This is a genomic window from Dendrosporobacter sp. 1207_IL3150, from assembly GCF_036763085.1.
GTDB lineage: Bacteria > Bacillota > Negativicutes > DSM-1736 > Dendrosporobacteraceae > JBAIYU01.
Window position 1 is genome coordinate 278,852 of the sequence record NZ_JBAIYU010000017.1, and the last position, 23,531, is coordinate 302,382.

Sequence of the window (23,531 nt, forward strand, 5' to 3'; positions counted from 1 at the left end):
TTAGGTCGCTTTTATGTAAAATTTACTAAAAAATTATAAAAATGCTAGATTCGATAAGTTTATATATGTTATTATATTTGAAATATCTCTTTGTACTTAAGTGAAAGGAGCTACCTAAATGTTCGAATCTAAGTTTGAGAAACAAGGGTTAACATTTGATGATGTATTATTAATTCCTTCTAAATCAGAAGTTTTGCCAAGAGAAGTAGAGGTTAGTAGTTACTTAACTCAAAATATTAAGTTAAATATTCCGATTATTAGCTCAGGAATGGATACTGTAACAGAGGCTCGCATGGCAATAGCGATGGCTAGAGAAGGTGGGCTAGGAGTAATACATAAAAATATGTCAATTGAGCGACAAGCCAACGAAATTGATAAAGTTAAACGATCTGAGCATGGTATTATTGTTGATCCAATATATTTATCGCCTGAAAACATTTTACAAGATGCTCATGATCTTATGGAAAAATACCATATATCTGGTGTTCCTGTTACTGAAAATCAGAAACTAGTTGGTATTATTACCAATAGAGACCTGCGATTTGAAACTGATTTATCCAGAAAAATTCGGGATTGTATGACTCGGGAACACTTAATAACTGCACCTGTCGGCACATCTCTTGAAGATGCTAAAGAACTGTTACGCAAACATCGCATTGAAAAGTTACCTTTGCTTGATGATAAAGGTCGCTTAAAAGGCCTTATTACTATTAAAGATATTGAAAAAGCTTTAAAGTATCCTAATTCTGCTAAAGACTCTAAAGGTCGACTTCTTGTTGCTGCTGCAGTGGGAGTGGGGGCAGATATGATGGAGCGTGTCGAGGCTATCGTCGCAGCGAAGGTAGACGTAATTGTAGTTGATACTGCACACGGTCATTCAAGAGGGGTTTTAGAAGCTGTAAGGCATATTAAGAAAAATTATCCAGATGTAGATTTAATTGCCGGAAATGTTGCGACGGCTGAAGCAACTCGTGATCTTATTGAGGCAGGCGTTGATGCAGTTAAGGTAGGTATTGGACCTGGCTCGATCTGTACTACGCGTGTTATTGCAGGTATCGGTGTTCCTCAGATAACGGCGGTTTATGATTGTGCCGCAGTTGCTCGACAATATAATATACCTATAATTGCAGATGGTGGTATTAAATACTCAGGGGATGTAGCTAAGGCTATTGCCGCTGGAGCAAATATAGTTATGATTGGAAATTTATTTGCCGGGACAGAGGAAAGCCCGGGCGAGACGATAATTTATCAAGGACGGAGTTATAAAGTTTATCGGGGAATGGGATCACTTGGTGCTATGGCCGAGGGAAGTAAAGATCGTTATTTCCAAGAAAATATGGACAAGCTTGTTCCGGAAGGAATTGAAGGGCGAGTTCCTTATAAAGGTACATTAGCTGACACCGTCTTCCAGCTTGTAGGCGGTTTGCGAGCTGGAATGGGATATTGCGGAGTTCGGAATATTGGGGAGCTTATAAGCGACACAAAATTTATAAGAATTACTAGTGCAGGATTAAAAGAAAGTCATCCACATGATATTAGTATTACAAAAGAATCGCCGAATTACAGTTTATAAGAAATAAATTGGTCGTAAGAAGAAACACCGCCTGCTTGGTATTACCAGGCTGGCGGTGTTTCTATGCTTACGACCCGAAATTCAAATCCCTTATCTTTGTATAGCTTAATTATGTTAGGTAAAGCAGAAACCGTTTCATTATGTCCGCGTCCGTCATGCATAAGGACTATGGAATGACTCCATAAATGCTGTTGCTCTAACTGACGAGCAATATTAGCAGTAATTTGACTGGCTTTTGCGGAGGAAGCGTCGCCAGAACTAATATTCCATCCAACTTCAACGTATCCATTATGTTCAAGTGCGTTCCAATATTCCTTAGTGAAACTACCCGCTGATCCTCCAGGTGCTCGAGAAATTCTTGGGCGGAAGCCTATAATGTTTTTAATTTTATCGTCAGTTTGATAAAGCTGATTTAAGTAGGTCATAGAAGATTTATATAAGTCTCTATAGATATGATTATAACTATGATTTCCTATTGCATGGCCTTCACTAAATATACGTTTAAGTATCTCTGGATATTTTTCAACTTGTGTACCAACTACAAAAAAAGTTGCTTTAATATTGTATTCTTTGAGAATATCAAGAATTGCCGGTGTGTTTTCTGGCTCAGGTCCGTCATCAAATGTAAGATAGACAGTTCTTTCGCCATAATAAGGTTTGACCGGAGGTAGATTTTGGTCTAGGTTAAGGCTTTTCCGCTCTGGAACTGTGTACTTATCATAAAGTGGTAAATTACTAGAATTAATAGTAATCTTTTCATCGCTTAAAAGAATAAAGTTTGCGCTGCTATCTGAAGCAGTACTGTTTTTACTGACTTCGGTCTTGTTAAGAGATGCATAGGTTGAATATTGCGAGATAACTGTTGGCAAACAAGCAATAAGGACTAGTATAATTATAGATGCACCACAGATAGATTTCAGAAATAGATAATTTTTATTCATATTAACCCCAATATTCGTCAAAGTATGATGCATAAATTATTTATTCGCTATACAACTTGGTATTCCTGCGCGTAAAGTATGTCAAGCTTTGGAATACTAAATATAAGGGAGTGTGGAATAAATGAGAAGATTCTTTCTTTGCATATTAATAATTATTTTTTTAAGTGCTAGTTTCTCAAATGTTAGCTACGCTTTTTTAGGGTTACCACAGACCAGTAACCTAGAAAGCTTACAGTTAGTTGCAGCAACACAGGTTTACGACGTTAATGGTCAATTAATCTCTAAATTATTTGAACAAAATAGAATAGTAGTCACTATGAATAATATGTCCCGATATATACCACAAGCTATAATAGCAAACGAAGATACAAGGTTTTATAATCACATTGGTGTTGACCCTATTGGAATTTTAAGAGCACTGTGGGTTAATATTCGTTCTGGCGGAATAGCAGAAGGCGGGAGTACCGTTACTCAACAACTGGCTAGAGAGATGTTTCTTACTCAAGAAAGGACGATAGTACGTAAGTTGAAAGAAGCTCTTTTAGCAATGATTATTGAGAGCAAGTTTTCGAAGCAGGAAATTCTACAAGCATATCTTAATCAAGTTTACTTTGGAGAGGGTGCTTATGGCGTTGAGGCAGCAGCACAAGTATATTTTGGAAAACATGCCAGTGAGCTGAGTTTAGGGCAAAGTGCGATGATTGCTGGTTTGGCTAGAGGTCCGAATCTTTACTCCCCTTACGCAGATATGAAAGCAGCTATCAATAGGAGGGCTGTCGTACTTTCTGGAATGGTAAAGGAGGGGTATATTACTCAGGCTGAAGCTGATGAGGCGCAAGCAGAACCATTAGTTCTTGCTGGAAAAAAGAAGCGAACAGTACAGGCGTCATATTTTATTGACTATATTGCTAATGACTTGGTCGGGAAATATGGTGCAAATCGAGTATATAAAGGCGGTTTGAAGGTATATACAACAATGGATACAAAAATTCAGCAGGCTGCCGAGGCGGCATTGGGCCAGTATCAGGGTGCAGTACTTGTGATGGATTCGCGTAATGGACATATAAAAGCTATGGTTGGCGGCCGTAATTATCAAGAAAGTCAGATTAATAGAGCTATTGCTGATATACGTCAGCCAGGTTCTGCGTTTAAGCCGTTCGTATATGCAACTGCTTTAAACAAAGGGTTGACTCCAAATGCCATAATTTATGATGAACCTATAAATATTAGTGGATATTCTCCACAAAACTATGATAATAAATTTCGTGGACCAGTAACTATGAAAAAGGCCCTTAGGTGGTCGGTTAATACGGCTTCAGTAAAGTTAGCTCAGCAAACTGGTATGACGGATGTTCTTAACTTAGCAAAATCTATGGGTATAACAACACTGACTGCAGATGATGACAATCTATCTGCAGCATTAGGTGGGCTTACGCAAGGAGTTAATTTATTGGAGTTAACAACAGCATATACGGCTTTTGCAAACAATGGCGTATTGTCCCAGCCGATTGGTATAATAAAAGTGCTTGATGAAAATAATCAAGTACTTGAAGAAAACCGAATTAATCAGCAGTTTGTCTTGCAGCCGGAAATTTCGTATATCATGACCAACATGATGATGGGTGTTCTTGAAGCAGGAACAGGTACTGCAGCAAATATTGGCAGACCAGCAGCAGGCAAGACTGGGACTACCGATAACTATGAAACGGCATGGTTTATTGGTTATACTCCAGAATTAGTTGCAGGTATTTATGTTGGAAATGATGATCGTACAAGTGTAGGCATTTCTGGAAGCCAAGTTGCGGCTTTCTGGGGCAAAATGATGAGTACGGCCCTGAGCAATAATCCTCCACAAACTTTTAGTGTACCACCGAATATTATAACAGGAGTTGCTATCTGTGCAGATACAGGTCTTTTAGCTGGACCCGCATGTCCTGATACTGAGTATAGCTCCTTTATTCGCGGAACTGAGCCTACCTTGGTTGACAATAGGTTGCACACAAATTTACAACCTTCTCAACCAGGAAAACAAAATGAGAAGCGGCCACGCTGGAAGCTAAATATACCCCGATTGCCCAGTTTTTAAGATTATGATACAATGTACCTAGCCTATTGTTATAATTTGGATAGTGTTAAGGAGCAATAAAAATTGGGTAGAAAAAGAATTTCTGTACTAAACGTCTTGATAGATGCTGTGACTATGGCTAAAGCTGTCAAAATTGTAGAAGAATTTATCGCTGCACGAAAGCCTCGCCTAATCGCAACTGCAAACGCTGAGATGGTAATGATGGCTCAAAATGATTGTGAATTGAAAAAGATTTTGAATAATGCGGACTTAGTGGTTCCTGATGGTGCTGGCGTCGTTTGGGCAGCTAAATATAGTGGAGAACTTATACCAGAGCGAGTAGCTGGTTTTGATTTAGTTCAGCAAATACTAAGGAAAGCCGCTAAAAATAATTATCGGATTTATTTTTTTGGTGGAGCACCTGGAATAGCTGAGCAGGCAAAAACATGGGCAGAGACAAATTACGCCGGAGTTAAAATAGTCGGGGTTAGAAACGGATTTTTTGCTTCCGATGATGAACCTAGGATTATTAATGAAATAAAGTCATCTAATCCAGATGTTTTACTTGTTGCTTTAGGTGTTCCAAAGCAGGAAAAATGGCTTGCTCAAAATATAGCTCAGTTAGGTGTGCCAATAGCTATTGGAGTTGGCGGCACTTTTGATGTTATGGCGGGAGTAGTAAATCGTGCCCCGATATGGATGCAGCGTGCGAATCTCGAATGGTTATATCGCCTATTATCTCAACCTCAGCGTGCTTTACGCATGTTAGCCTTGCCGCGGTTTGTTTTAAAGGTTATGTCATTTAAAAAACATTAGACAAAGTAAACTTTGTTATATTATAATGATTTGGGAAAAATAATGGATTATTATTGTACTATATTAAACAAATTAAGTATTTTATGATCTAAATAGGCTTGCTCGGAGGAGGTGGTCAAATGGTTAAAACGCCTATAGTAAAAGAAGGGTATATATACATTTTTTTGCTTGCAATTATCACTATCATAGTCGCTTTGGCCGTTCACCCGTACTGGAGTATAATTCCGGGTGTTCTTACGCTTTTTGTCAGTTTCTTTTTTCGCAATCCTAAGAGGACAATTCCTTCCGATGAGTGCTTAGTTGTATCACCCGCGGATGGAAAAGTAATGAGTGTTACTGAATTTCATGATGATCAGTTTGTAAATGAGCCTTGTAATAAAGTAACTATATTCTTATCTGTGTTTGATGTACATGTTAATCGCAGCCCGATTGCCGGAGAAATAAAGTATCAGCAGTATACTTGCGGGAGATTTAAGCCAGCATATAAGGAATCAGCTGGATGTGAGAATGAACGTCATTCAATAGGTATTGAAAATGAACGAATGAGAATTGTTGTGACTCAAATAGCTGGGCTTATTGCTCGGCGCATAGTTTCCTGGGTAACGCTAGGTAGTATGCTGCAACGAGGAGAAAGATATGGTCTTATTAAATTTGGTTCTTGCACTGAAATCATAATGCCGAAAGATGTTGAAGTTCTTGTTAAAAAAGGTGATCGTGTAAAAGGTGGAGAGACAGTCATAGGGAGGTTAAATAAGTGAGAAGTTTAATTCCTAATTTATTAACAGCCCTGAATCTCGTTTTGGGTATGTTCTCGATAATTAGCACATTTAATGGAGATTTCTACAATGCAGCATTGTTTATTGTTGCTGCGATGGTGGCAGATGGTCTAGACGGAAGAGCTGCAAGGTATTTAAATGTGAGCAGCGATTTTGGGAAGGAATTAGATTCATTATGTGATTTAGTTTCTTTTGGTGTAGCACCAGCTATTTTAGCGTATGCATTTTTGCTAAAAGATTTTGATAAGATGGGTTATGTAATAGCTGCTGCGTTTGCAACCTGCGGTGCTCTGCGTTTAGCTCGCTTTAATGTTAGTACAACAATGGTAAAGGGTTATTTTATGGGTCTTCCGATACCTGCCGCAGGGTGTGTGGTAGCAACTTTTGTAATGTTGGGAATTAAGCCGACAGGTTGGTTGTTTCCAATCTTAGTAAGTATTTTTGCATATCTAATGGTAAGTACTGTGAAATACCCTGATTTCAAGGGTAAAGGAGAAAAAATACGAATAATTCCTAGTATCATTGCGTTAGCTATTGGCTGTTATATAATGTTAATTAGGAATGATGCGATTCTTTTTGCACCGTTCTTTACATATGCTGTTTTTGGATTACTGAATACTGTGTTTGGTATGTTTGAATCGAAATCTTCAGTTTAAAGAAGGTGATATTTACCCGACTCGCGAAGAATCATAATATTAGAATTATAATTCAAGCAATATAATTAATACCTTTATTGCTGTTTTATTAAAAAATACTAAATTTTAGATAGCTCTGTTTAGGTTGTGGGTACCAAAACAGGATTTTAAAGGAGCACAATCCATGAACTATGTTTTTGACTACATAATGATTCCAATGCAGCTAATTATCATATTCTTTACATTATATTATTTTATAATAGCTTTTTTCGGAATCTGGCGTAGAAAAGAAACGAAAATACTTACGCCAAAAAATCATTTTGCAGTAATAGTAGCTGCTCATAACGAGGAACAGGTAATTGGGCAGTTAGTAGAAAACCTACAGGTTTTAAGATATCCTCGTGAAATGTATGATATATTTGTTATTGCTGATAACTGCAAAGACAGCACAGTACAAGTCGCAAAGAATGCTGGTGCGACAGTTTTCGAACGTTTTAACCTTGAGAAACGCGGTAAAGGTTATGCCATGGAATGGATGTTTGCAAAACTGTTTCAACTTAAACGAAAATATGATGCAGTAGTTGTTTTTGATGCTGATAATCTTGTACATCCTAACTTTTTATTGGAAATGAATAATCGTTTATGTAAAGGTGAAAAAGTAATCCAAGGTTATCTTGATGCTAAAAATCCCAATGATACCTGGATTTCGGGAACATTTGCAATTTCGTTTTGGGTTACGAATCATATTTGGCATTTAGCTAAATCGAATATAGGCTTATCAAGTGTTCTCGGTGGTACTGGGATGTGTATATCAACCGACATTTTGAGGAAGTTTGGCTGGGGTGCTACATGTCTCACAGAGGATATGGAATTCACTATGAAGGTGTTACTAAGAGGTATTAGAACAACATGGGCACACGATGCTATAGTATATGATGAGAAGCCTCTAACATTTATGCAATCATGGAAACAGAGAAAACGGTGGGCTCAAGGACATTTTGACATTGCCGCTCGCTATATTCCACGTATGATTACTGAGGGGATTAGACAGCGCGATATTAGAATTTTAGATGGGGTATTACATTTACTTCAACCTCACTTTCTGATACTATCTACATCATTTGTTATAGCTAGCTACTTATATCATATTGTACCGTTTTATACTAATATCTTTTATAAGGTTTTGCCTATACAAGTATGGACTATAATTGCAATTGGGCAATACGTCTTACCGGTGATTGTGTTGTTCCTAATTCGTGCTAATTGGAAGTCATGGTTCTACCTCGTTTTATATCCACTGTTTGTTTATAGCTGGATACCTATAACTTTCCTTGGTTTCCTGCATCGTAATGAGCGTGAATGGAGCCATACCCAGCATACAAGAAGTATTAGTTATCAAGAAATTCTTATTAACCAATCAGGCGAATTTCCAAAGGAAAGTTTATTAAGTAAGCAAGCTATTAAGTAATGTCAAACATTATAAATAGATATAAAAAGATGAGTGTTAATGATGCTCATCTTTTTTTACACTCTTAGAAAGTTATCATTTTATTGAAAAAGGTGCGTCATACAAAAAATGACGTTATGCTGTGTTCGAATTGTGGAAAGTACTACTAGTCCACGAGTATATTCTTTATATTCTTGATTAAACATAACTATGGGGTGAGTTGAATATGTATGAAATAACTGTGATTGTTGAATTTGAAGCTGCCCATCGGATAGTTGACTATCCCGGCAAATGTAATCGCTTGCATGGACATAACTGGAGTGTTGAAGTTACTGTTGCAGGAGAGACACTTAATGAATTGGGTATGCTGATCGATTTCCGCGATTTAAAAGTAGAAGTTAATCAAATAATAGATAAGCTTGATCATCTATATCTAAACGAGTTAGATCAATTTAAGGTACAAAATCCTACTGCTGAGAACATTGCGCGTTATATTTATGACGAACTAAAACAAAGACCTGCTCTCTCAGATAATGTGTGTATTCGTTCTATTAAGGTATGGGAATCTCCAAAGTCGGCAGTAACTTATTATGCGAGGAATTAAAATGGTCGATTTTATTAATATGGTTGAAGTTTTTTCCTCTATTCAAGGAGAGGGACAATATGTTGGTTGTAGACAAGTATTTGTTCGTTTAGCAGGTTGTAATTTGCAATGTATTTACTGTGATACCCCAACATCACGTGCAATCTCAGATTCATGCAGAATAGAGCAAACTCCAGGTAAAAGAGATTTTTTTATTTTTGATAATCCATTTATGTTATCAGAATTAGTCAATAAGATAAATAACTTGCTTGTTCATCCTCATCATTCGGTAAGTTTTACTGGCGGAGAACCTCTATGCCAAGCTGATGCATTAAATCAAGTTATATCAGGCATTAAGGGGAAAATATATATAGAAACAAACGGTACTTTGCCAAAAGAGCTTAAAAAGATAATAAATAATATTGATATTGTAAGTATGGATATTAAGATGCCAGATGTTACTGGCAGTGAGTTATGGGATGTGCATAAGGAATTTCTGAAAATTGCCGCCGATAAAGAAGTCTTTGTTAAGTTAGTTGTCACTGGGACTACACAGAAGCAGTTTTTTGAAAAAGCAGTTGAACTAGTAACTAGCGTAAACCGTAAAATCCCACTTATCCTCCAACCAGTAACGCCTATAAACGGATGCATACCAATCTTACCTGAAGAAGTACTTGAACTTCAGAGTTTAGCCCTCAAATCATTGGATATAGTTAAAGTAATACCCCAAACGCATAAGTTTATTGACCAATTATAAAAAATAGCGGAGGGATGAATTTTGCGAATTTTACTAACAAATGATGATGGAATAGGAGCTCCTGGCATTAAGGCACTTTGGGAGTCTCTATCTAAAGTAGCTGAGGTTATAGTTGTTGCACCTGATGTTGAGCGTAGTGCAACAAGTCAGGCTATAACTGTTCATCATCCAATAAGAGTAGATAAGTATTGTATAGATCAGCCTCCATTATGTGCTTGGCGTGTTGGGGGAACACCAACTGATTGTGTAAAGATTGCTGTAGAAGCTTTACTGCCTGATAAACCTGACATTGTAGTTTCTGGTATTAACTTAGGGTCAAACATGGGGACTGACGTCCTTTATTCAGGTACAGTAAGTGCAGCTATCGAAGGAGCACTTCATGGCATTCCATCAGTTGCGGTTTCGTTAGACAGCTGGAAACTTTCAGATTTTAGTGTTGCAGCTAATTATACTGCAAAATTAGTTCAGACATTGGCACAAAAAAGCTTGCCGCCAAATACGTTGCTAAATGTTAACGTGCCAGCAGTTAGGCTAGAAGAAATAGAAGAAGTTACAATTACAAAGTTAGGTGTAAGGCAGTATGCTAACACCTTCGAACGGCGTGAAGATCCTCGCGGCAGACTTTATTATTGGATGGGTGGCGAGATTGTAGATAATGATAACGATCCAGATAGTGATATTGTTGCTGTTAAAAACAATAAGATTTCTGTAACGCCGATACATTTTGATTTAACGAACTATGGCTTGATTAATATGTTAACAGAATGGAAACTAACTAAATAAAATGTTCTTAATAGGTATATTTGGCCGAATTTTGCATAAATTTTCAGTAAAACTCCGGGGAGGGAATTTATGTGGCCAAAGTTACTGGGCGTAGACGCTATAACTCGCAGCCGCAAAAGGTATCGGGGGTAGCAGTATCTATATTTAGGGGCCTAATTGTTAGTTTAGTTGTCTCTTTCATTAGCATTATAATTCTATCTTTCATTACATTAACTACAGAAAGTACAGTTTTAGAGAGATATATGAATTATGTTATGGTTGCGGTAACGATGCTAAGTATTTTTATTGGTAGTGCTTATGCAACTAGTAAGACAGAATCGAAAGCTTTAATAATTGGTATGGCTATTGGGTGTGTTTATGTTCTTATATCTGTCGGGTTAGGTATGGAAATTGCTAATGAGTCGATTACATTGCTAACCATGGTAAATAAGTTTGCTGCAGGTATAGCAGCAGGTGCTTTAGGTGGCATTATTGGCATAAACTTATAAAGCTAAAATAAGAGAGTTTAGACTTGGCTACTGCCAAGTCTGTTTGCTTTTAGTAGTATATCAGGTATATAATATATATGGTTTTTATTGGACTTTAGATATTATTGATAAGGGTGATGATTAAATGATTAAAATAGCGATAATTGGCGGAACAGGTGTATACGACCCTAAAATTCTAAGTAACGTTCGTAGTGAAGAAACTATGACTCCATACGGTAAGGTTGAATATAAGGTGGGAGAGTACGCTGGTAAAGACGTCGCTTTCTTACCACGCCATGGCAGTAATCATTCGATTGCACCACATCTAATTAATTATCGCGCAAATATATGGGCAATGAAGAAGATCGGTGTTGAAAATATCATTGCAACTACAGCTGTTGGCTCTTTAAACATTGAGATGAAGCCAGGCGATTTTGTGATAGTAGACCAGTTTCTCGATTTTACTAAATCAAGAATAGGCACTTTCTATGAGGGTGGAGAAAGAGGAGTCGTGCATGTTGATGTAACTGAGCCTTATTGCCCCATACTTAGATCAATTATAAGCGACGCAGGAAAAGCTTTAGATATATCAATCCATAAAAATGGAGTATATGTATGTACTGAGGGGCCACGGTTTGAGACACCTGCCGAAATAAATATGTTCGCAAAGCTTGGCGGAGATCTAGTTGGCATGACTAACGTACCCGAAGCAGTGCTAGCAAGAGAAGCTGAGATGTGTTATTCGACAGTGTCTATGGTTACCAATTATGCAGCGGGTATTTCGCCGCAGCCATTGACTCATGCTGAGGTTGTTGAAACTATGTCAGCTAATTCTGAAAATATAAAGAGATTAATAATGAAATCAATAGAACTTATTGAGATAGGAAAAAACGCTTGTAAATGCAAAATGGCGTTAGCTGAGTATGGTGGCTTTAAATTATAATAGAAGGTGATTTCTTGAATACAATGTTATGGAATGAAACCTGTTTTCAGCTTTTAAATCAAACTAAATTGCCAGGAAAGTTAGAATATATTAGTTGTTCAGACTATAAAGTAGTGGCAGACGCAATTAAGCGTTTAGAAGTTCGCGGTGCTCCCGCAATTGGGGCTGCCGCCGCATTTGCTTTGGTTCTAGGAGCGCGGCAAATACAGGATAAACAGGGAGATTTTCTTAGTAATTTGTTAATTATTGCACAAGAACTAAGAGAGACACGACCAACTGCTGTTAATTTGTTTTGGGCTATTGATAGAATGCTTTCAGTTGCAAGCCGTTACAAAACTGGTGATAATATTTCGCACATTATCGATGACCTAGAAAAAGAAGCAATTGCTATTGCAAATGAAGACAAAGACGTTAATAGACGCATGTCAGAACATGGAGCCACCCTTTTTAATACACCTTGTGCAGTATTAACTCACTGTAATGCTGGTGCGTTAGCTACAGTAGCATTTGGTACGGCGTTGGGCGTTATTCGCGAAGCTTGGTCTCAGAAAAAGATAACAAGAGTATATGCTGATGAAACAAGGCCTTTATTACAAGGTGCTCGGTTAACAGCTTGGGAGCTAAAGCAAGAGGATATCCCAGTCACACTAATTACAGATAATATGGCTGGATGGGTAATGAAACAAGGAATGGTCCAAGCTGTAATAGTCGGAGCAGACCGTATTGCTTTAAATGGGGATGTAGCTAATAAAATCGGAACTTATAGTGTAGCAGTCCTAGCAAAAGAGCATGGTATTCCGTTTTATGTTGCTGCCCCAATATCAACGTTTGATTTCAATATAAAAAGCGGCGAAGATATTCCAATAGAAGAGCGTGATGCCGATGAGGTAACGAGTTTGGCTGGAGTTAGAATTGCTCCTGAAGGAGTGGATGTATTTAATCCAGCATTTGATGTAACTCCAAACGAATTAGTTTCTGCAATAATTACAGAATATGGAGTGCTCAGAGCGCCTTATTTCGATCAAATCGTAAATTTAAAAAACAGAATGAAGGGTGAGTAAAATGGAATCTATTATTAGAGATATAACTCTTGCACAAGAAGGTTTGGCCAAAATAAATTGGGTTAAACAATTTATGCCTGTTTTAAATACACTTAACGACGAGGTTATTAGGACAAAACCTCTAGCCGGAAAGAATCTTGTTGTAACCATGCATCTTGAGGCTAAAACGGCGTATTTAGGACTTGTTCTAAAAAACGCAGGTGCAAATGTTGTTGTAACTGGAAGTAATCCTCTTTCTACACAAGATGATGTAGCTGCTGCATTAGTAGAACAGGGTGTTACCGTGTTTGCCTGGTATAATTGCACGGAAGAAGAGTATGAACATTTTTTACATAAGGCTTTAGATACTGAACCAGATATAATTATTGATGACGGTGGAGATCTAGTTTCATTACTTCACGGAGAAAGAAATGCTTTAGCCGGTAAAATATTGGGAGGGTCAGAAGAGACAACTACTGGTGTCATTAGATTACGGGCGCTTGAAGCAGAGCACAAGTTAAAGTTTCCGATGGTAGCTGTAAATGATGCCTATTGTAAATATCTATTTGATAACCGTTATGGTACTGGACAATCGACATGGGATGGAATAATGCGTACAACAAACCTTACTGTTGTTGGTAAGACTGTGGTAATTGCAGGTTATGGCTGGTGCGGAAAAGGCGTTGCAATGCGAGCAAAGGGCTTAGGTGCAAATGTAATAGTTACCGAAATCGATCCTATTAAGGCTATTGAGGCTGTTTTCGATGGATTTAGAGTTATGCCAATGGAAGAAGCTGCAGCATTTGGGGATATTTTTGTTACTTTAACCGGTTGTAAGGATGTTATCAGAAGCGAGCATATCAAATTAATGAAGAATGGTGCAATATTAGCTAATGCTGGTCATTTCGATGTAGAGATTAATAAAAAGGATCTGGCAGAGTTATCAGTTTCGAAAAAGACAGTCCGCAAAAATATTGAAGAATTCGCCCTAGAAGATGGTAGAAAAGTATATTTATTGGCCGAAGGGCGTTTAGTAAACCTGGCAGCAGGTGACGGACATCCTACGGAAATTATGGATTTATCTTTTGCTCTTCAAGCGTTGGCTGCAATTTATATCTCTGAACACCATAAAGATTTAACAAATAAAGTTTATCCTATAACTGAAGAAATGAATGCGCGTGTAGCGACACTCAAGCTTCAAGCTATGGGGATAAATATTGATAAGTTGACTGTCGATCAGGAACAATACTTAAACCAAGCGTAGCTTTCTTAGGAGTTGAATTTTGTGGATTACGAGGCTAATATTAAAGAAAAAATAATTAGCTGCGGCTGTGAACTACTTGATAGTGGTCTTATAGTTGGAACCTGGGGCAATCTTAGCGCTCGGGTTCCGAATACTCCTTTTATAGCAATTACACCTTCAGGTCGCAATTATAAGACCTTATCAATAAACGATATAGTTCTTGTAGACATTGACGGCAATGTTTTTAATGGAGATCTTAAACCATCCTCTGAGCTATCGTTGCATCTTGCAATATACAAGAAGAGGAAAGATGTTGCAGCAATAATACATACCCATAGTGTTTTTGCTAGTGCCTGTGCAGTATCACGTCATGCTATACCACCAATAGTGGAAGATGTTGTACAGTGCGTTGGGGGCAGCGTCGAAGTTGCTGATTACGCTTTAAATGGTACTCCTGAATTAGCAGAGAATGCTGTAAAAGCATTGGGAATTAAAAATGCTGTGTTATTAGCAAATCACGGCCTTGTATGTTGTGCAGGGACACTTGATGAGGCTATGACAGCCTGTGCCTTGGTAGAAAAAGCGGCACAAATATTTATATATGCTAAGCAAATTGGTGATGTTAAGATTTTAAGTATTGCCGATACTAAAGTTATGCATGAGTTTTATCTAAATGAGTACCGCAAACGTCAAGGAGGACAGGGCAATGTCTAAAATATTATTGAAAAATACCGAGTATTTGACAAGTGATGGCATGATTAGTGTTTCAGATATTGCCATTGAAGGCTCTCAGATTATTCAGATAGGAAATATTTCGGTCGAATGGAAAGCAGATAAAATTATTGATTGCACTAACAAGCTGGCAGTACCAGGATTCGTTAATACACATAACCATGCAGCAATGACATTGTTTCGCAGCTACGCTGACGACATGCTGCTTATGGATTGGCTGCAAAATAAAATATGGCCAGCTGAGGCCGGCTTAACTGGTGAAGATGTTTATTGGGGGACGCAATTAGCAATAGCAGAAATGATAAAATCCGGCACAACTACTTTTTCTGATATGTATTTTTTTATGCCTGACGTTGCAAAAGCGGTATCAGAAAGCGGTATTAGAGCAGTACTAGCTCGAGGAATGGCGGGAGTAGCTCCGACTGCAGAACAAGCATTGTGCGAAAGCGAAGAGCTCTTCCATCAATTTAATAACTCCGCGGAAGGACGTATTACCGTTATGCTTGGTCCGCATGCACCATATACATGTCCTCCTGAGTATCTAAAAAAGGTTGTTGCTTTGTCGCGTAAGTTGGGTGCTGAAATACATATTCATTTGTCTGAAACATTAGGTGAAGTTGAAGAGTGCAAACAAAAGTATGGTAAGTCCCCAATTGCCTTAATGGATGAAGTAGGAATACTTGATTGTGGTGTGCTTGCTGCTCATTGTGTTCACTTATCACCTGAAGATATAGAAATTATGAGGGATAAAAAGGTTAGAGTTGCCCATAATCCTGGCAGCAACATGAAACTTGCAAGTGGCATAGCACCAGTACAAGAGATGTTAAAGGCTGGAATTTGTGTAGGATTAGGCACAGATGGTGCTGCTAGCAATAATAATATGGACATGTTAGAAGAACTGCGTTTAGCAGCCTTATTACATAAGGTTAGGAATAATGATCCATTAGCTGTTCCTGCTAAAACCGCAATCTCTATGGCTACCGAATATGGAGCCAAGGCCTTAGGCTTATCAGGAATTACTGGAAAAATTAAAGAAGGATTCAAAGCCGATATTACTTTGTTCGATACAAGTGGACTTCATTGGCAACCTAAACATGATCTGCTATCATTATTAACATATTCAGCTGCTTCAAGTGATGTTGATACTGTTATTATCAATGGCAGCGTAGTTCTTGAAAATAAGCAGTTAACAACAATTGATACTGAGCGTTTAGTATATGAGGTTAATGTACGCGGAATGAGACTAACCCGATGATTTAAGGCTTAATTACATTAGCGCGAAAGGAAACGCGGCATACATCTCGAATACATAATTTATAGGTATAGTAGGAGGGATGGTATGGTTGAACAGGCCTTACGAATGAAGGGGCTAACATCAGCTATTTTTTCTCAGGTTGATGAGATGCGTAAAGCTGAACTAGCTAAGGGTAAAGATGTAATTACGCTTAGTATTGGAAGCCCTGATATGGCACCTGCCCAACATATCGTGAAAGCACTAGTAGAAGCGGCTAACGATATCGGTAAATACGGGTATACGTTATCCAAAGGCGTTCCTGATTTTTTGACTGCAGTTGCAAACTGGTATGGGCAAAAATTTGGTGTTAAGTTAGACCCCGAAAAAGAGGTGCACTCATTAATTGGTTCACAGGAAGGATTAGCTCATATTAGTCTATGCTTGACAAATCCGGGTGACATTGTTTTGATACCTGACCCTGGCTATCCTATTTATAGTGCTGGACCGTTAATGGCTGGCGCAGAATTGTATTATATGCCGCTCAAACGTGAAAACGATTTTCTGCCTGATTTGGAAGCAATTCCTGAATCAGTTCTAAAAAAAGCTAAAATTATGATCTTGAACTACCCTAATAACCCCTTAGCGGCTGTTGCATCCAAAGATTTTTTTACGAAAGTTATAGAATACGCCCAAAAGTATTCGTTTATTGTGTGTCACGATTTTGCTTATAGTGATTTAGTGTTTGATGGATATCGACCAGAGAGCTTTTTGTCGATACCTGGTGCAAAAGATGTTGGTATTGAGTTCAACTCATTATCAAAAACATACAATATGGCTGGATGCCGTGTAGGATATATAGTAGGTAATGCTAAAGTTATCGAACTATTAGGACGTCTTAAGTCTAATTTTGACTATGGTATTTTTTATCCGCTACAGAAAGCTGCAATTGCTGCACTCACTGGTCCTCAGCAATGTGTTATAGATACCTCGATGAAGTATCAGATTAGACGTGATATAATAGTAGAAGGTCTTAATGATATTGGCTGGAATATAGACAGGCCAAAGGCAAGCATGTATATATGGGCACCTGTGCCTACTGATCAATCATCAGTTAAATTTGCGGCTGATTTGCTGTATAATACGGGAGTTGCATCAATTCCTGGTGTAGCATTTGGTACATTTGGTGAGGGATACATTAGATTTGCTCTTGTACAACCAGAGAATAGACTGAATGAGGCAGTGAGAAGAATAAAGCAATGGATTGGATAATTGATTGAAGGAGGATAAAACCATGCGGGCCTTAAACTTTTATTCGTCTAACTATCATAATCAATTAGTTTGCAGGCGTAAGACTTGTACGATTCGACGAGGAGATAAAAGCACTAAATACCAAGATGGAGATATAGTCTGGGTTACTGTAGGCAAGCGATTTGCGCCAAAGAAAAAAATATATACTGCCGTAATAGATCGAGTTCTTGTTAAGCCTATTTCTGAACTAACCATTCAGGATTTGCAAGGTGAAAACCCTGATATTACTAGTATCGATGATATTATTGAATTTTTGGAGTCTATTTACGATAGAACGCTTGCACCAAGTGATATCGTAACCGTTGTTTATTTTTCAGAAATCATCGAATAACTAGTCAAAATATAGACACCTGGAGTTTAACCAGGGAATTTTAATTACTAGAGGAGTGTTTTTTTTATGTCAGCAAAACAAATTACTGCCGGTGTGTCGGCCCGCCACGTACACATATCACGTGAGCACCTTGATATTCTTTTTGGTGAAGGATATGAGCTTACTGTAATGAAGGATCTTTCTCAGCCAGGGCAGTTTGCTTCCAATGAGAAAGTTGATATTGTTTCTGAAAAAGGTACCTTTAAAGGTGTTAGAATTCTAGGACCTGAACGTAAACAAACCCAAGTTGAAGTTTCGCTTTCTGATGCAATGAAGCTTGGTTTAAAAGCTCCTGTTCGTGATTCTGGAGATGTTCAAAATTCACCTGGTGTAACTATAGTCGGACCTAAAGGTTCTGTTCAGCTAAATCAAGGTGTAATTGTCGCAATGAGACACATTCATATGACTCCTACAGATGCTGCGGAATTTGGTGTTAGCGACAAGGAAATCGTTCAAGTACGATGTGGCGGCGAACGTGGATTATTATTTGACAATGTATTGATACGAGTAAATGACGCATTTGCACTTGAAATGCATCTTGATACTGATGAAGCCAACGCTGCGATGTGTAAAACTGGCGACACAATGGAATTAATTAAAAAATAGCAATAAAAAATCTTGCAGTTCATTATCTGCAAGATTTTTTATTGCTATTTTTGTTAAAAAGTCGTAATGGTCATTTGATAAATTATCAAATGACTTTCATTATGAATACAGTATGTTTTTGCTAAAAATCTGCGAAGGTTATCTTGAGTCCGCATACAATTAAGTATAGCTAAATAATTATACTATTGTGCTTAAGGAATGGGAGGGGAAACTAATGCCTAAACCCTTGTTTAATTCGGAAAGATGCAAAGGATGTGCGTTATGTACAGTTGCTTGTCCAAAAAAGATATTAGAAATATCAAATCAATTTAATAGTAAAGGCTACTATCCAGCTAATTGTGTAGATGTGTCGAAATGTATTGGGTGTTGCTTGTGTGCTAAAGCATGTCCTGATATTGCGATCGAAATCTATAAATAAGGAAGTGAAGATAGTGTCGGAAAAAGTTCTAATGAAAGGCAATGAGGCTATAGGTGAAGCCGCAATTGCTGCAGGTTGTAGATATTATTTTGGCTATCCAATAACACCTCAGACCGAATTAGCTGAATATATGGCAAAACGTATGGCTGAGGTAAACGGTGTATTTTTGCAAGCAGAGAGTGAAGTAGCTGCGATTAACATGGTTTACGGTGCGGCTGGTGCAGGCGCAAGAACTATGACTTCATCCTCAAGTCCTGGTATTAGTCTAAAACAAGAGGGAATATCTTACATAGCTGGCGCAGAATTACCTTGCGTAATTGTCAATATATCTCGCGGCGGTCCAGGACTTGGTAGTATACAGCCTTCACAAGCTGATTACTTTCAAGCAACAAAAGGCGGAGGACATGGAGATTACCGAAATATAGTAATTGCTCCAAATTCGGTACAAGAATTAGTAAACCACACCATAAAAGCATTTGATCTTGCCGACAAATATAGAAATCCTGTCATGGTATTAGGTGATGGAGCACTTGGGCAAATGATGGAACCTGTGCTACTTCCTGAAAGAATATTAGCTAGCACCCCAAAACCATGGGCAGCTACTGGATTAAGAGGGCGCAGTAAGCCAAATATAATAAATTCCTTATATTTGATACCCAACCAGTTAGAAGAGCATAACTTAAGATTACAAAAAAAATACTATGATATTAGCAAAGCAGAAGTAATGTATGAGGAATATAATACCGATGAAGCAGAGCTTATAATTGTTGCTTATGGTATAACTTCGAGGATAGCTCGATCTGCGATTGATAAGGCAAGAAAAGATGGTTACAAAGTGGGATTACTTAGGCCGATAACATTATGGCCATTTCCAGTGGATATATTCACAAAACTTGCGAATACTGCGAAAGCGTTTTTAACTTTAGAGTTAAGTGCTGGACAAATGGTAGAAGATGTTAGGCTGTCTGTTAATGGATGCAAGCCTGTGTATTTTTATGGAAGAATGGGTGGTATGATTCCAAGCACCAAAGAAATCTATGGACAGATTGTAAAATATTATAGTAATGGAGGGGAACAATAACGTGGTTGAAAAAATTTTTACTAGACCCAAATCATTAACAGATGTTCCTACACATTACTGCCCAGGTTGCCATCATGGATTAGTTCATCGTCTCATTGCAGAGATAATAGACGAAACTCACCTGCAAGCTACGACAATTGGTATTGCCCCAGTCGGCTGTTCCGTATTGGCTTATGATTATTTTAATTTCGATATGGTTGGAGCTGCACATGGAAGGGCGCCTGCGGTAGCAACAGGAGTAAAGCGTGTTCACCCTGAAAACCTAGTTTTTACTTATCAGGGAGATGGTGACATCGCTGCTATCGGTTGTGCCGAAATTGTCCACGCAGCAGTGCGTGGCGAAAAGATAAGTACTATATTTATTAATAATGCGATTTATGGAATGACCGGGGGGCAGATGGCACCAACAACGTTAATTTCGCAGGTTACTAATACTACACCTTATGGGCGCTGTGCGGAAGGAACTGGCAAACCGCTTCGGTTATCTGAAATGATAGCTACTATAGATGGAGCAGTTTACGTTGCACGAGTTGCAGTTCATGACTCAATTCATATGACAAAGGCTAAGCAATGTATTAAAAAGGCTTTTGATATTCAGATGAAAGGATTGGGTTTTGCAATGGTAGAAGTTTTATCCACTTGCCCGACAAATTGGGGAATGAGTCCATTGAAAGCTGTAGATTGGATGAAGGAAAACATGTTCCCGCAATTTCCCTTAGGAGTACTTAAGGCTTCAGAGGAGGTGCTGAAGTGACGCATGAAATTATTATTGCAGGTTTTGGGGGACAAGGAATAATGCTTATGGGTCAATTGCTTGCATACGCAGGAATGCTTGAAAAAAAACATGTTTCATGGATTCCTTCATATGGGCCAGAGATGCGTGGAGGCACAGCGAATTGCTCGGTAATTGTTTCGGATCAAGTGATTGGCGCACCCATTGTATCAGAGCCAACTATATTAATTGCAATGAACAATCCTTCTTTATTTAAATTTGAGCAGTCAGTTCAAGCGGGTGGCACAATAATAGTCAATAGTTCTCTCGTTTCACGAGATCCATTACGTGATGATGTTACAACAATAAAAATACCAGCCAATGACATTGCAGATCAGTTAGGAATCAAACGAGTTGCAAATATAGTTACATTAGGTGCAATGCTAAAAAAAATAGATATAGTTGAAAAAGATTCTATAATAAAATCCTTGAATAAAGTCTTTAATAGTAAACCAGATATTGTTACTCTTAATACAGTTGCTTTTGAACGTGGACAATTGGATGTTATAGGTAAATAAATTCCGTACTGGTATATAGATTAAATGCAGGAATATTCATTTAAATATAGAATAATTATATGTACTGTATACTGAGGTGGTTGATTTACTTTGACCGATCTACTAATTTATAAATCAATGATGAATTTAGTTACTAATACGATTCCTTCAGCAATGCTTGCGATTAACTATTCAGGTGTTATTAAACATGCTCATTACGCTAAGCATTCGAGTTCCAAGCTAAAATATATAATAGGAAAAGATTTTTACAGAATATTAAAAATAGTATTGGGCGTACAAACGGCCAATACTATTTTTGCGTCTTATATCAAGTGTGCAAATAGCGGTTCGCAAATGGCAATACAAAAGATAGAACATAATAGTTATAAAGGCCTCTCTGAGTATTTTAACTTCTACTTCGAAGACTTAAAATCGTCTAATTGCGTTTTAGTGCTAATTCAGAATGTGACAGAGAATATGTTGCTAGAAGAAGAATTTACATGTATGGCTGAACAATACGAAACTGTTAATCGTGAGCTTTGTGTATCTATGTCGAGTCTAGATTTTCACCTGATGGATATTGAGCAGGCGCACAAAAAAATTGCCGCTTTATTTCGCATAACTTCTATTGTGCAGAAAACCGTAAATGAACAGGAAGTATTAGCAGAAATTCTAGATGGAATTACTCGAGAGTTTGGATATAATGATGTATCAATATTATTGTTAGATGAAGAAAGTAATGAGCTTCGAGTAAGAGCGTCACGCGGGAATACTAACAATAATATGCGGATACCGATAGGTAAAGGCATTACTGGCTATGCTGCTATGACTAGGGAATTGGTATACGTTGATGATGTCCTAAAAGATCACAGATATATTGATGCGAATACTAATGCTTATCGCGAAGTTGCTTTGCCACTTATTGTAGATGACAAGGTACTAGGCGTTCTTAATATTGAAGTAAGTAAAGATAGTGTAGTACAACCATATGATTTAGATCTACTTAAATCAATTTCTAGTCAAATTGCAATGACAATCGCTCACGCCAAGCATGTAGCAAATGTTGAGCTTCAGGCTATTACAGATGGATTAACTGGGTTATATAATTATCGTTATTTTCGAACAATAGTACAACAAGAGATTAAAAGAGCGTATCGATATAAACGGCCCCTGGCTGTGTTTATGATTGATATAGACTATTTTAAACATTATAATGACAGTAATGGACATTTAATGGGTGATAGGGTGTTGTTTACTGTAGCAGCTCTAATTAAAAGAGTGTGTCGTGATACTGATCATGTATTTCGCTATGGTGGTGAAGAATTTGCCGTGCTTTTGCCAGAAACAACATTAGATGAGGCACACGAAATAGCTGAAAGAATTCGTAAGGCCATTGAGGGACATTGTTTTCCAAATTGCGTGAATCAGCCTAAAGGTATACTTACCGTAAGTGTTGGTGTTGCCGGTTACCCTAAATATGCTGATACAGATATTGAACTGATAAATAATGCTGATTCAGCATTATACTTAGCAAAAAAGACAAGAAATCGAACATGTCTTTATAAGAATGATAAATCTAATTAACGGATCTATTTATGTTAGTTAATCGAGGTGTCAAGAGATGACGCAAGAATTATTTGGCGACTTAAAGAGTTATTCATTAGCAGGAACAGAGCAAGAGGTACGCTTTATCACCAGTGTTCTTAATTTGCCACGTAGATCAAATATTCTAGATTTATATTGTGGGTATGGTCGTCATGCTATCGAATTAGCTAAAGCTGGCTATAACGTTGTTGGCGTAGACGCAACCCAATCATTTCTAGACATAGCTTATCAGAAGGCGATAGAAGAAAAAGTTGAAATTACCTTTCAACTTAGTGATATGCGTGAATTAAATTATATTAATCAATTTGATGCTGTTATTAATATGTTCGCTGCCTTTGGATATTTTACGGATGAAGAAAACATTAAAGTATTAGAACTGATATCAAAAGCTTTACGGCCCGGAGGTCTGTTTTTAATTGACTTACTTAATCGTGATTGGATGGTCCACAATAATTTAAATAGGTATTGGCGACACCCTAGCGGTGAATATGTTCTATCGTATAAGGTTGAATTAAAGCAAGGAATGGCTACTCTAAAAAGACAATTAAATAACCAGGTCACAGGCGAAAAAAAACAATACGAATTTGCTTTAAGAGCATATTCGTTATCAGAAATGGTTTCTAATCTTAACCATTGCGGATTTAAAATTATAACAACGTATGGTGCATTCGATCAACGACCTTATGGAATGGAAACTCCGCGTATGATTATATTAGCACAAAAGGAATAATAGCTGTTGAAAGAGACAATGGTTTCTTTCAACAGCTATTTTTACTATGTAGTATATCTAATATGTATATTCCGAATATTAAGTGGAACAGTCTTAGTTAGTCATCTCA

At 37.7% G+C, this 23,531-nt stretch carries 25 protein-coding genes; 24 read left to right on the forward strand and 1 reads right to left on the reverse strand.

Annotated features, from left to right (window positions below; all coding sequences use genetic code 11):
• Positions 1 to 118 precede the first annotated feature (118 nt).
• On the forward strand, positions 119 to 1,573 hold the full coding sequence (gene guaB / locus V6C17_RS10510) for an IMP dehydrogenase (protein WP_333522520.1): 1,455 nt from the start codon (positions 119 to 121) through the stop codon (positions 1,571 to 1,573).
• A 41-nt stretch (positions 1,574 to 1,614) separates the two neighbouring features.
• Here guaB and V6C17_RS10515 read toward each other — a convergent pair whose 3' ends face one another.
• Complete coding sequence (locus tag V6C17_RS10515; protein WP_333522521.1) at positions 1,615 to 2,514, reverse strand: polysaccharide deacetylase family protein; 900 nt, start codon at positions 2,512 to 2,514, stop codon at positions 1,615 to 1,617.
• 121 nt (positions 2,515 to 2,635) lie between these two features.
• Here V6C17_RS10515 and V6C17_RS10520 point away from each other — a divergent pair, with 121 nt between their 5' ends.
• From V6C17_RS10520 to V6C17_RS10630, 23 genes are all read left to right on the forward strand, one after another.
• The gene (locus V6C17_RS10520; RefSeq protein ID WP_333522522.1) at positions 2,636 to 4,600 is read left to right on the forward strand and encodes a transglycosylase domain-containing protein; all 1,965 of its coding nucleotides are present in this window, start codon (positions 2,636 to 2,638) and stop codon (positions 4,598 to 4,600) included.
• Between the two features lie 114 nt (positions 4,601 to 4,714).
• Entirely contained in the window at positions 4,715 to 5,395 is a 681-nt protein-coding gene (locus tag V6C17_RS10525; RefSeq protein ID WP_442891484.1) for a WecB/TagA/CpsF family glycosyltransferase, read from the forward strand.
• Between the two features lie 119 nt (positions 5,396 to 5,514).
• Positions 5,515 to 6,153, forward strand: a complete 639-nt coding sequence (locus tag V6C17_RS10530; RefSeq protein WP_333522524.1) for a phosphatidylserine decarboxylase family protein — start codon at positions 5,515 to 5,517, stop codon at positions 6,151 to 6,153.
• Positions 6,150 to 6,827 (forward strand): CDP-diacylglycerol--serine O-phosphatidyltransferase, encoded by a 678-nt coding sequence (pssA, locus tag V6C17_RS10535; protein WP_333522525.1) that lies wholly within the window; start codon positions 6,150 to 6,152, stop codon positions 6,825 to 6,827. The genes V6C17_RS10530 and pssA overlap by 4 nt, the downstream gene beginning before the upstream one ends.
• Before the next feature lie 163 nt (positions 6,828 to 6,990).
• A complete protein-coding gene (locus tag V6C17_RS10540) occupies positions 6,991 to 8,274 on the forward strand; it encodes a glycosyltransferase family 2 protein (protein WP_333522526.1) in 1,284 nt (427 codons plus the stop codon).
• A gap of 205 nt (positions 8,275 to 8,479) precedes the next feature.
• The gene (gene queD, locus V6C17_RS10545) at positions 8,480 to 8,857 is read left to right on the forward strand and encodes a 6-carboxytetrahydropterin synthase QueD (RefSeq protein WP_333522527.1); all 378 of its coding nucleotides are present in this window, start codon (positions 8,480 to 8,482) and stop codon (positions 8,855 to 8,857) included.
• A gap of 1 nt (position 8,858) precedes the next feature.
• On the forward strand, positions 8,859 to 9,593 hold the full coding sequence (locus V6C17_RS10550) for a 7-carboxy-7-deazaguanine synthase QueE (protein ID WP_333522528.1): 735 nt from the start codon (positions 8,859 to 8,861) through the stop codon (positions 9,591 to 9,593).
• A 21-nt stretch (positions 9,594 to 9,614) separates the two neighbouring features.
• Positions 9,615 to 10,376, forward strand: coding sequence for a 5'/3'-nucleotidase SurE (gene surE / locus V6C17_RS10555; RefSeq protein ID WP_333522529.1), 762 nt, complete (start codon positions 9,615 to 9,617; stop codon positions 10,374 to 10,376).
• A 71-nt stretch (positions 10,377 to 10,447) separates the two neighbouring features.
• Entirely contained in the window at positions 10,448 to 10,864 is a 417-nt protein-coding gene (locus tag V6C17_RS10560; RefSeq protein ID WP_333522530.1) for a TIGR04086 family membrane protein, read from the forward strand.
• Positions 10,865 to 10,988: 124 nt separating this feature from the next.
• Positions 10,989 to 11,786, forward strand: a complete 798-nt coding sequence (gene mtnP, locus V6C17_RS10565; protein ID WP_333522531.1) for an S-methyl-5'-thioadenosine phosphorylase — start codon at positions 10,989 to 10,991, stop codon at positions 11,784 to 11,786.
• A gap of 23 nt (positions 11,787 to 11,809) precedes the next feature.
• Complete coding sequence (gene mtnA, locus V6C17_RS10570) at positions 11,810 to 12,847, forward strand: S-methyl-5-thioribose-1-phosphate isomerase (protein ID WP_333522581.1); 1,038 nt, start codon at positions 11,810 to 11,812, stop codon at positions 12,845 to 12,847.
• A gap of 1 nt (position 12,848) precedes the next feature.
• Positions 12,849 to 14,090 carry an adenosylhomocysteinase gene (locus V6C17_RS10575; RefSeq protein WP_333522532.1) on the forward strand — a complete coding sequence of 414 codons (1,242 nt, stop codon included), beginning with the start codon at positions 12,849 to 12,851 and terminating at the stop codon, positions 14,088 to 14,090.
• Between the two features lie 21 nt (positions 14,091 to 14,111).
• Positions 14,112 to 14,783, forward strand: a complete 672-nt coding sequence (locus V6C17_RS10580; protein WP_333522533.1) for a class II aldolase/adducin family protein — start codon at positions 14,112 to 14,114, stop codon at positions 14,781 to 14,783.
• Entirely contained in the window at positions 14,776 to 16,056 is a 1,281-nt protein-coding gene (locus V6C17_RS10585; RefSeq protein ID WP_333522534.1) for an amidohydrolase, read from the forward strand. Before V6C17_RS10580 ends, V6C17_RS10585 begins: the two co-directional genes overlap by 8 nt.
• Before the next feature lie 84 nt (positions 16,057 to 16,140).
• Positions 16,141 to 17,304, forward strand: coding sequence for an LL-diaminopimelate aminotransferase (locus V6C17_RS10590; RefSeq protein WP_333522535.1), 1,164 nt, complete (start codon positions 16,141 to 16,143; stop codon positions 17,302 to 17,304).
• Between the two features lie 22 nt (positions 17,305 to 17,326).
• On the forward strand, positions 17,327 to 17,674 hold the full coding sequence (locus V6C17_RS10595) for an ASCH domain-containing protein (protein WP_333522536.1): 348 nt from the start codon (positions 17,327 to 17,329) through the stop codon (positions 17,672 to 17,674).
• A gap of 66 nt (positions 17,675 to 17,740) precedes the next feature.
• Positions 17,741 to 18,319, forward strand: coding sequence for a phosphate propanoyltransferase (gene pduL / locus V6C17_RS10600; protein ID WP_333522537.1), 579 nt, complete (start codon positions 17,741 to 17,743; stop codon positions 18,317 to 18,319).
• A gap of 214 nt (positions 18,320 to 18,533) precedes the next feature.
• Complete coding sequence (locus V6C17_RS10605; protein WP_333522538.1) at positions 18,534 to 18,737, forward strand: ferredoxin family protein; 204 nt, start codon at positions 18,534 to 18,536, stop codon at positions 18,735 to 18,737.
• A 13-nt stretch (positions 18,738 to 18,750) separates the two neighbouring features.
• Entirely contained in the window at positions 18,751 to 19,818 is a 1,068-nt protein-coding gene (locus V6C17_RS10610; protein WP_333522539.1) for a 3-methyl-2-oxobutanoate dehydrogenase subunit VorB, read from the forward strand.
• Entirely contained in the window at positions 19,802 to 20,572 is a 771-nt protein-coding gene (locus V6C17_RS10615) for a thiamine pyrophosphate-dependent enzyme (RefSeq protein ID WP_442891475.1), read from the forward strand. The genes V6C17_RS10610 and V6C17_RS10615 overlap by 17 nt, the downstream gene beginning before the upstream one ends.
• The gene (locus V6C17_RS10620) at positions 20,569 to 21,108 is read left to right on the forward strand and encodes a 2-oxoacid:acceptor oxidoreductase family protein (protein WP_333522541.1); all 540 of its coding nucleotides are present in this window, start codon (positions 20,569 to 20,571) and stop codon (positions 21,106 to 21,108) included. The genes V6C17_RS10615 and V6C17_RS10620 overlap by 4 nt, the downstream gene beginning before the upstream one ends.
• 90 nt (positions 21,109 to 21,198) lie before the next feature.
• A complete protein-coding gene (locus V6C17_RS10625; RefSeq protein ID WP_333522542.1) occupies positions 21,199 to 22,671 on the forward strand; it encodes a sensor domain-containing diguanylate cyclase in 1,473 nt (490 codons plus the stop codon).
• A 37-nt stretch (positions 22,672 to 22,708) separates the two neighbouring features.
• Positions 22,709 to 23,422: a class I SAM-dependent methyltransferase gene (locus V6C17_RS10630; protein WP_333522543.1), complete on the forward strand. Its 714-nt coding sequence runs from the start codon at positions 22,709 to 22,711 to the stop codon at positions 23,420 to 23,422.
• The last annotated feature ends 109 nt before the right edge of the window (positions 23,423 to 23,531 follow it).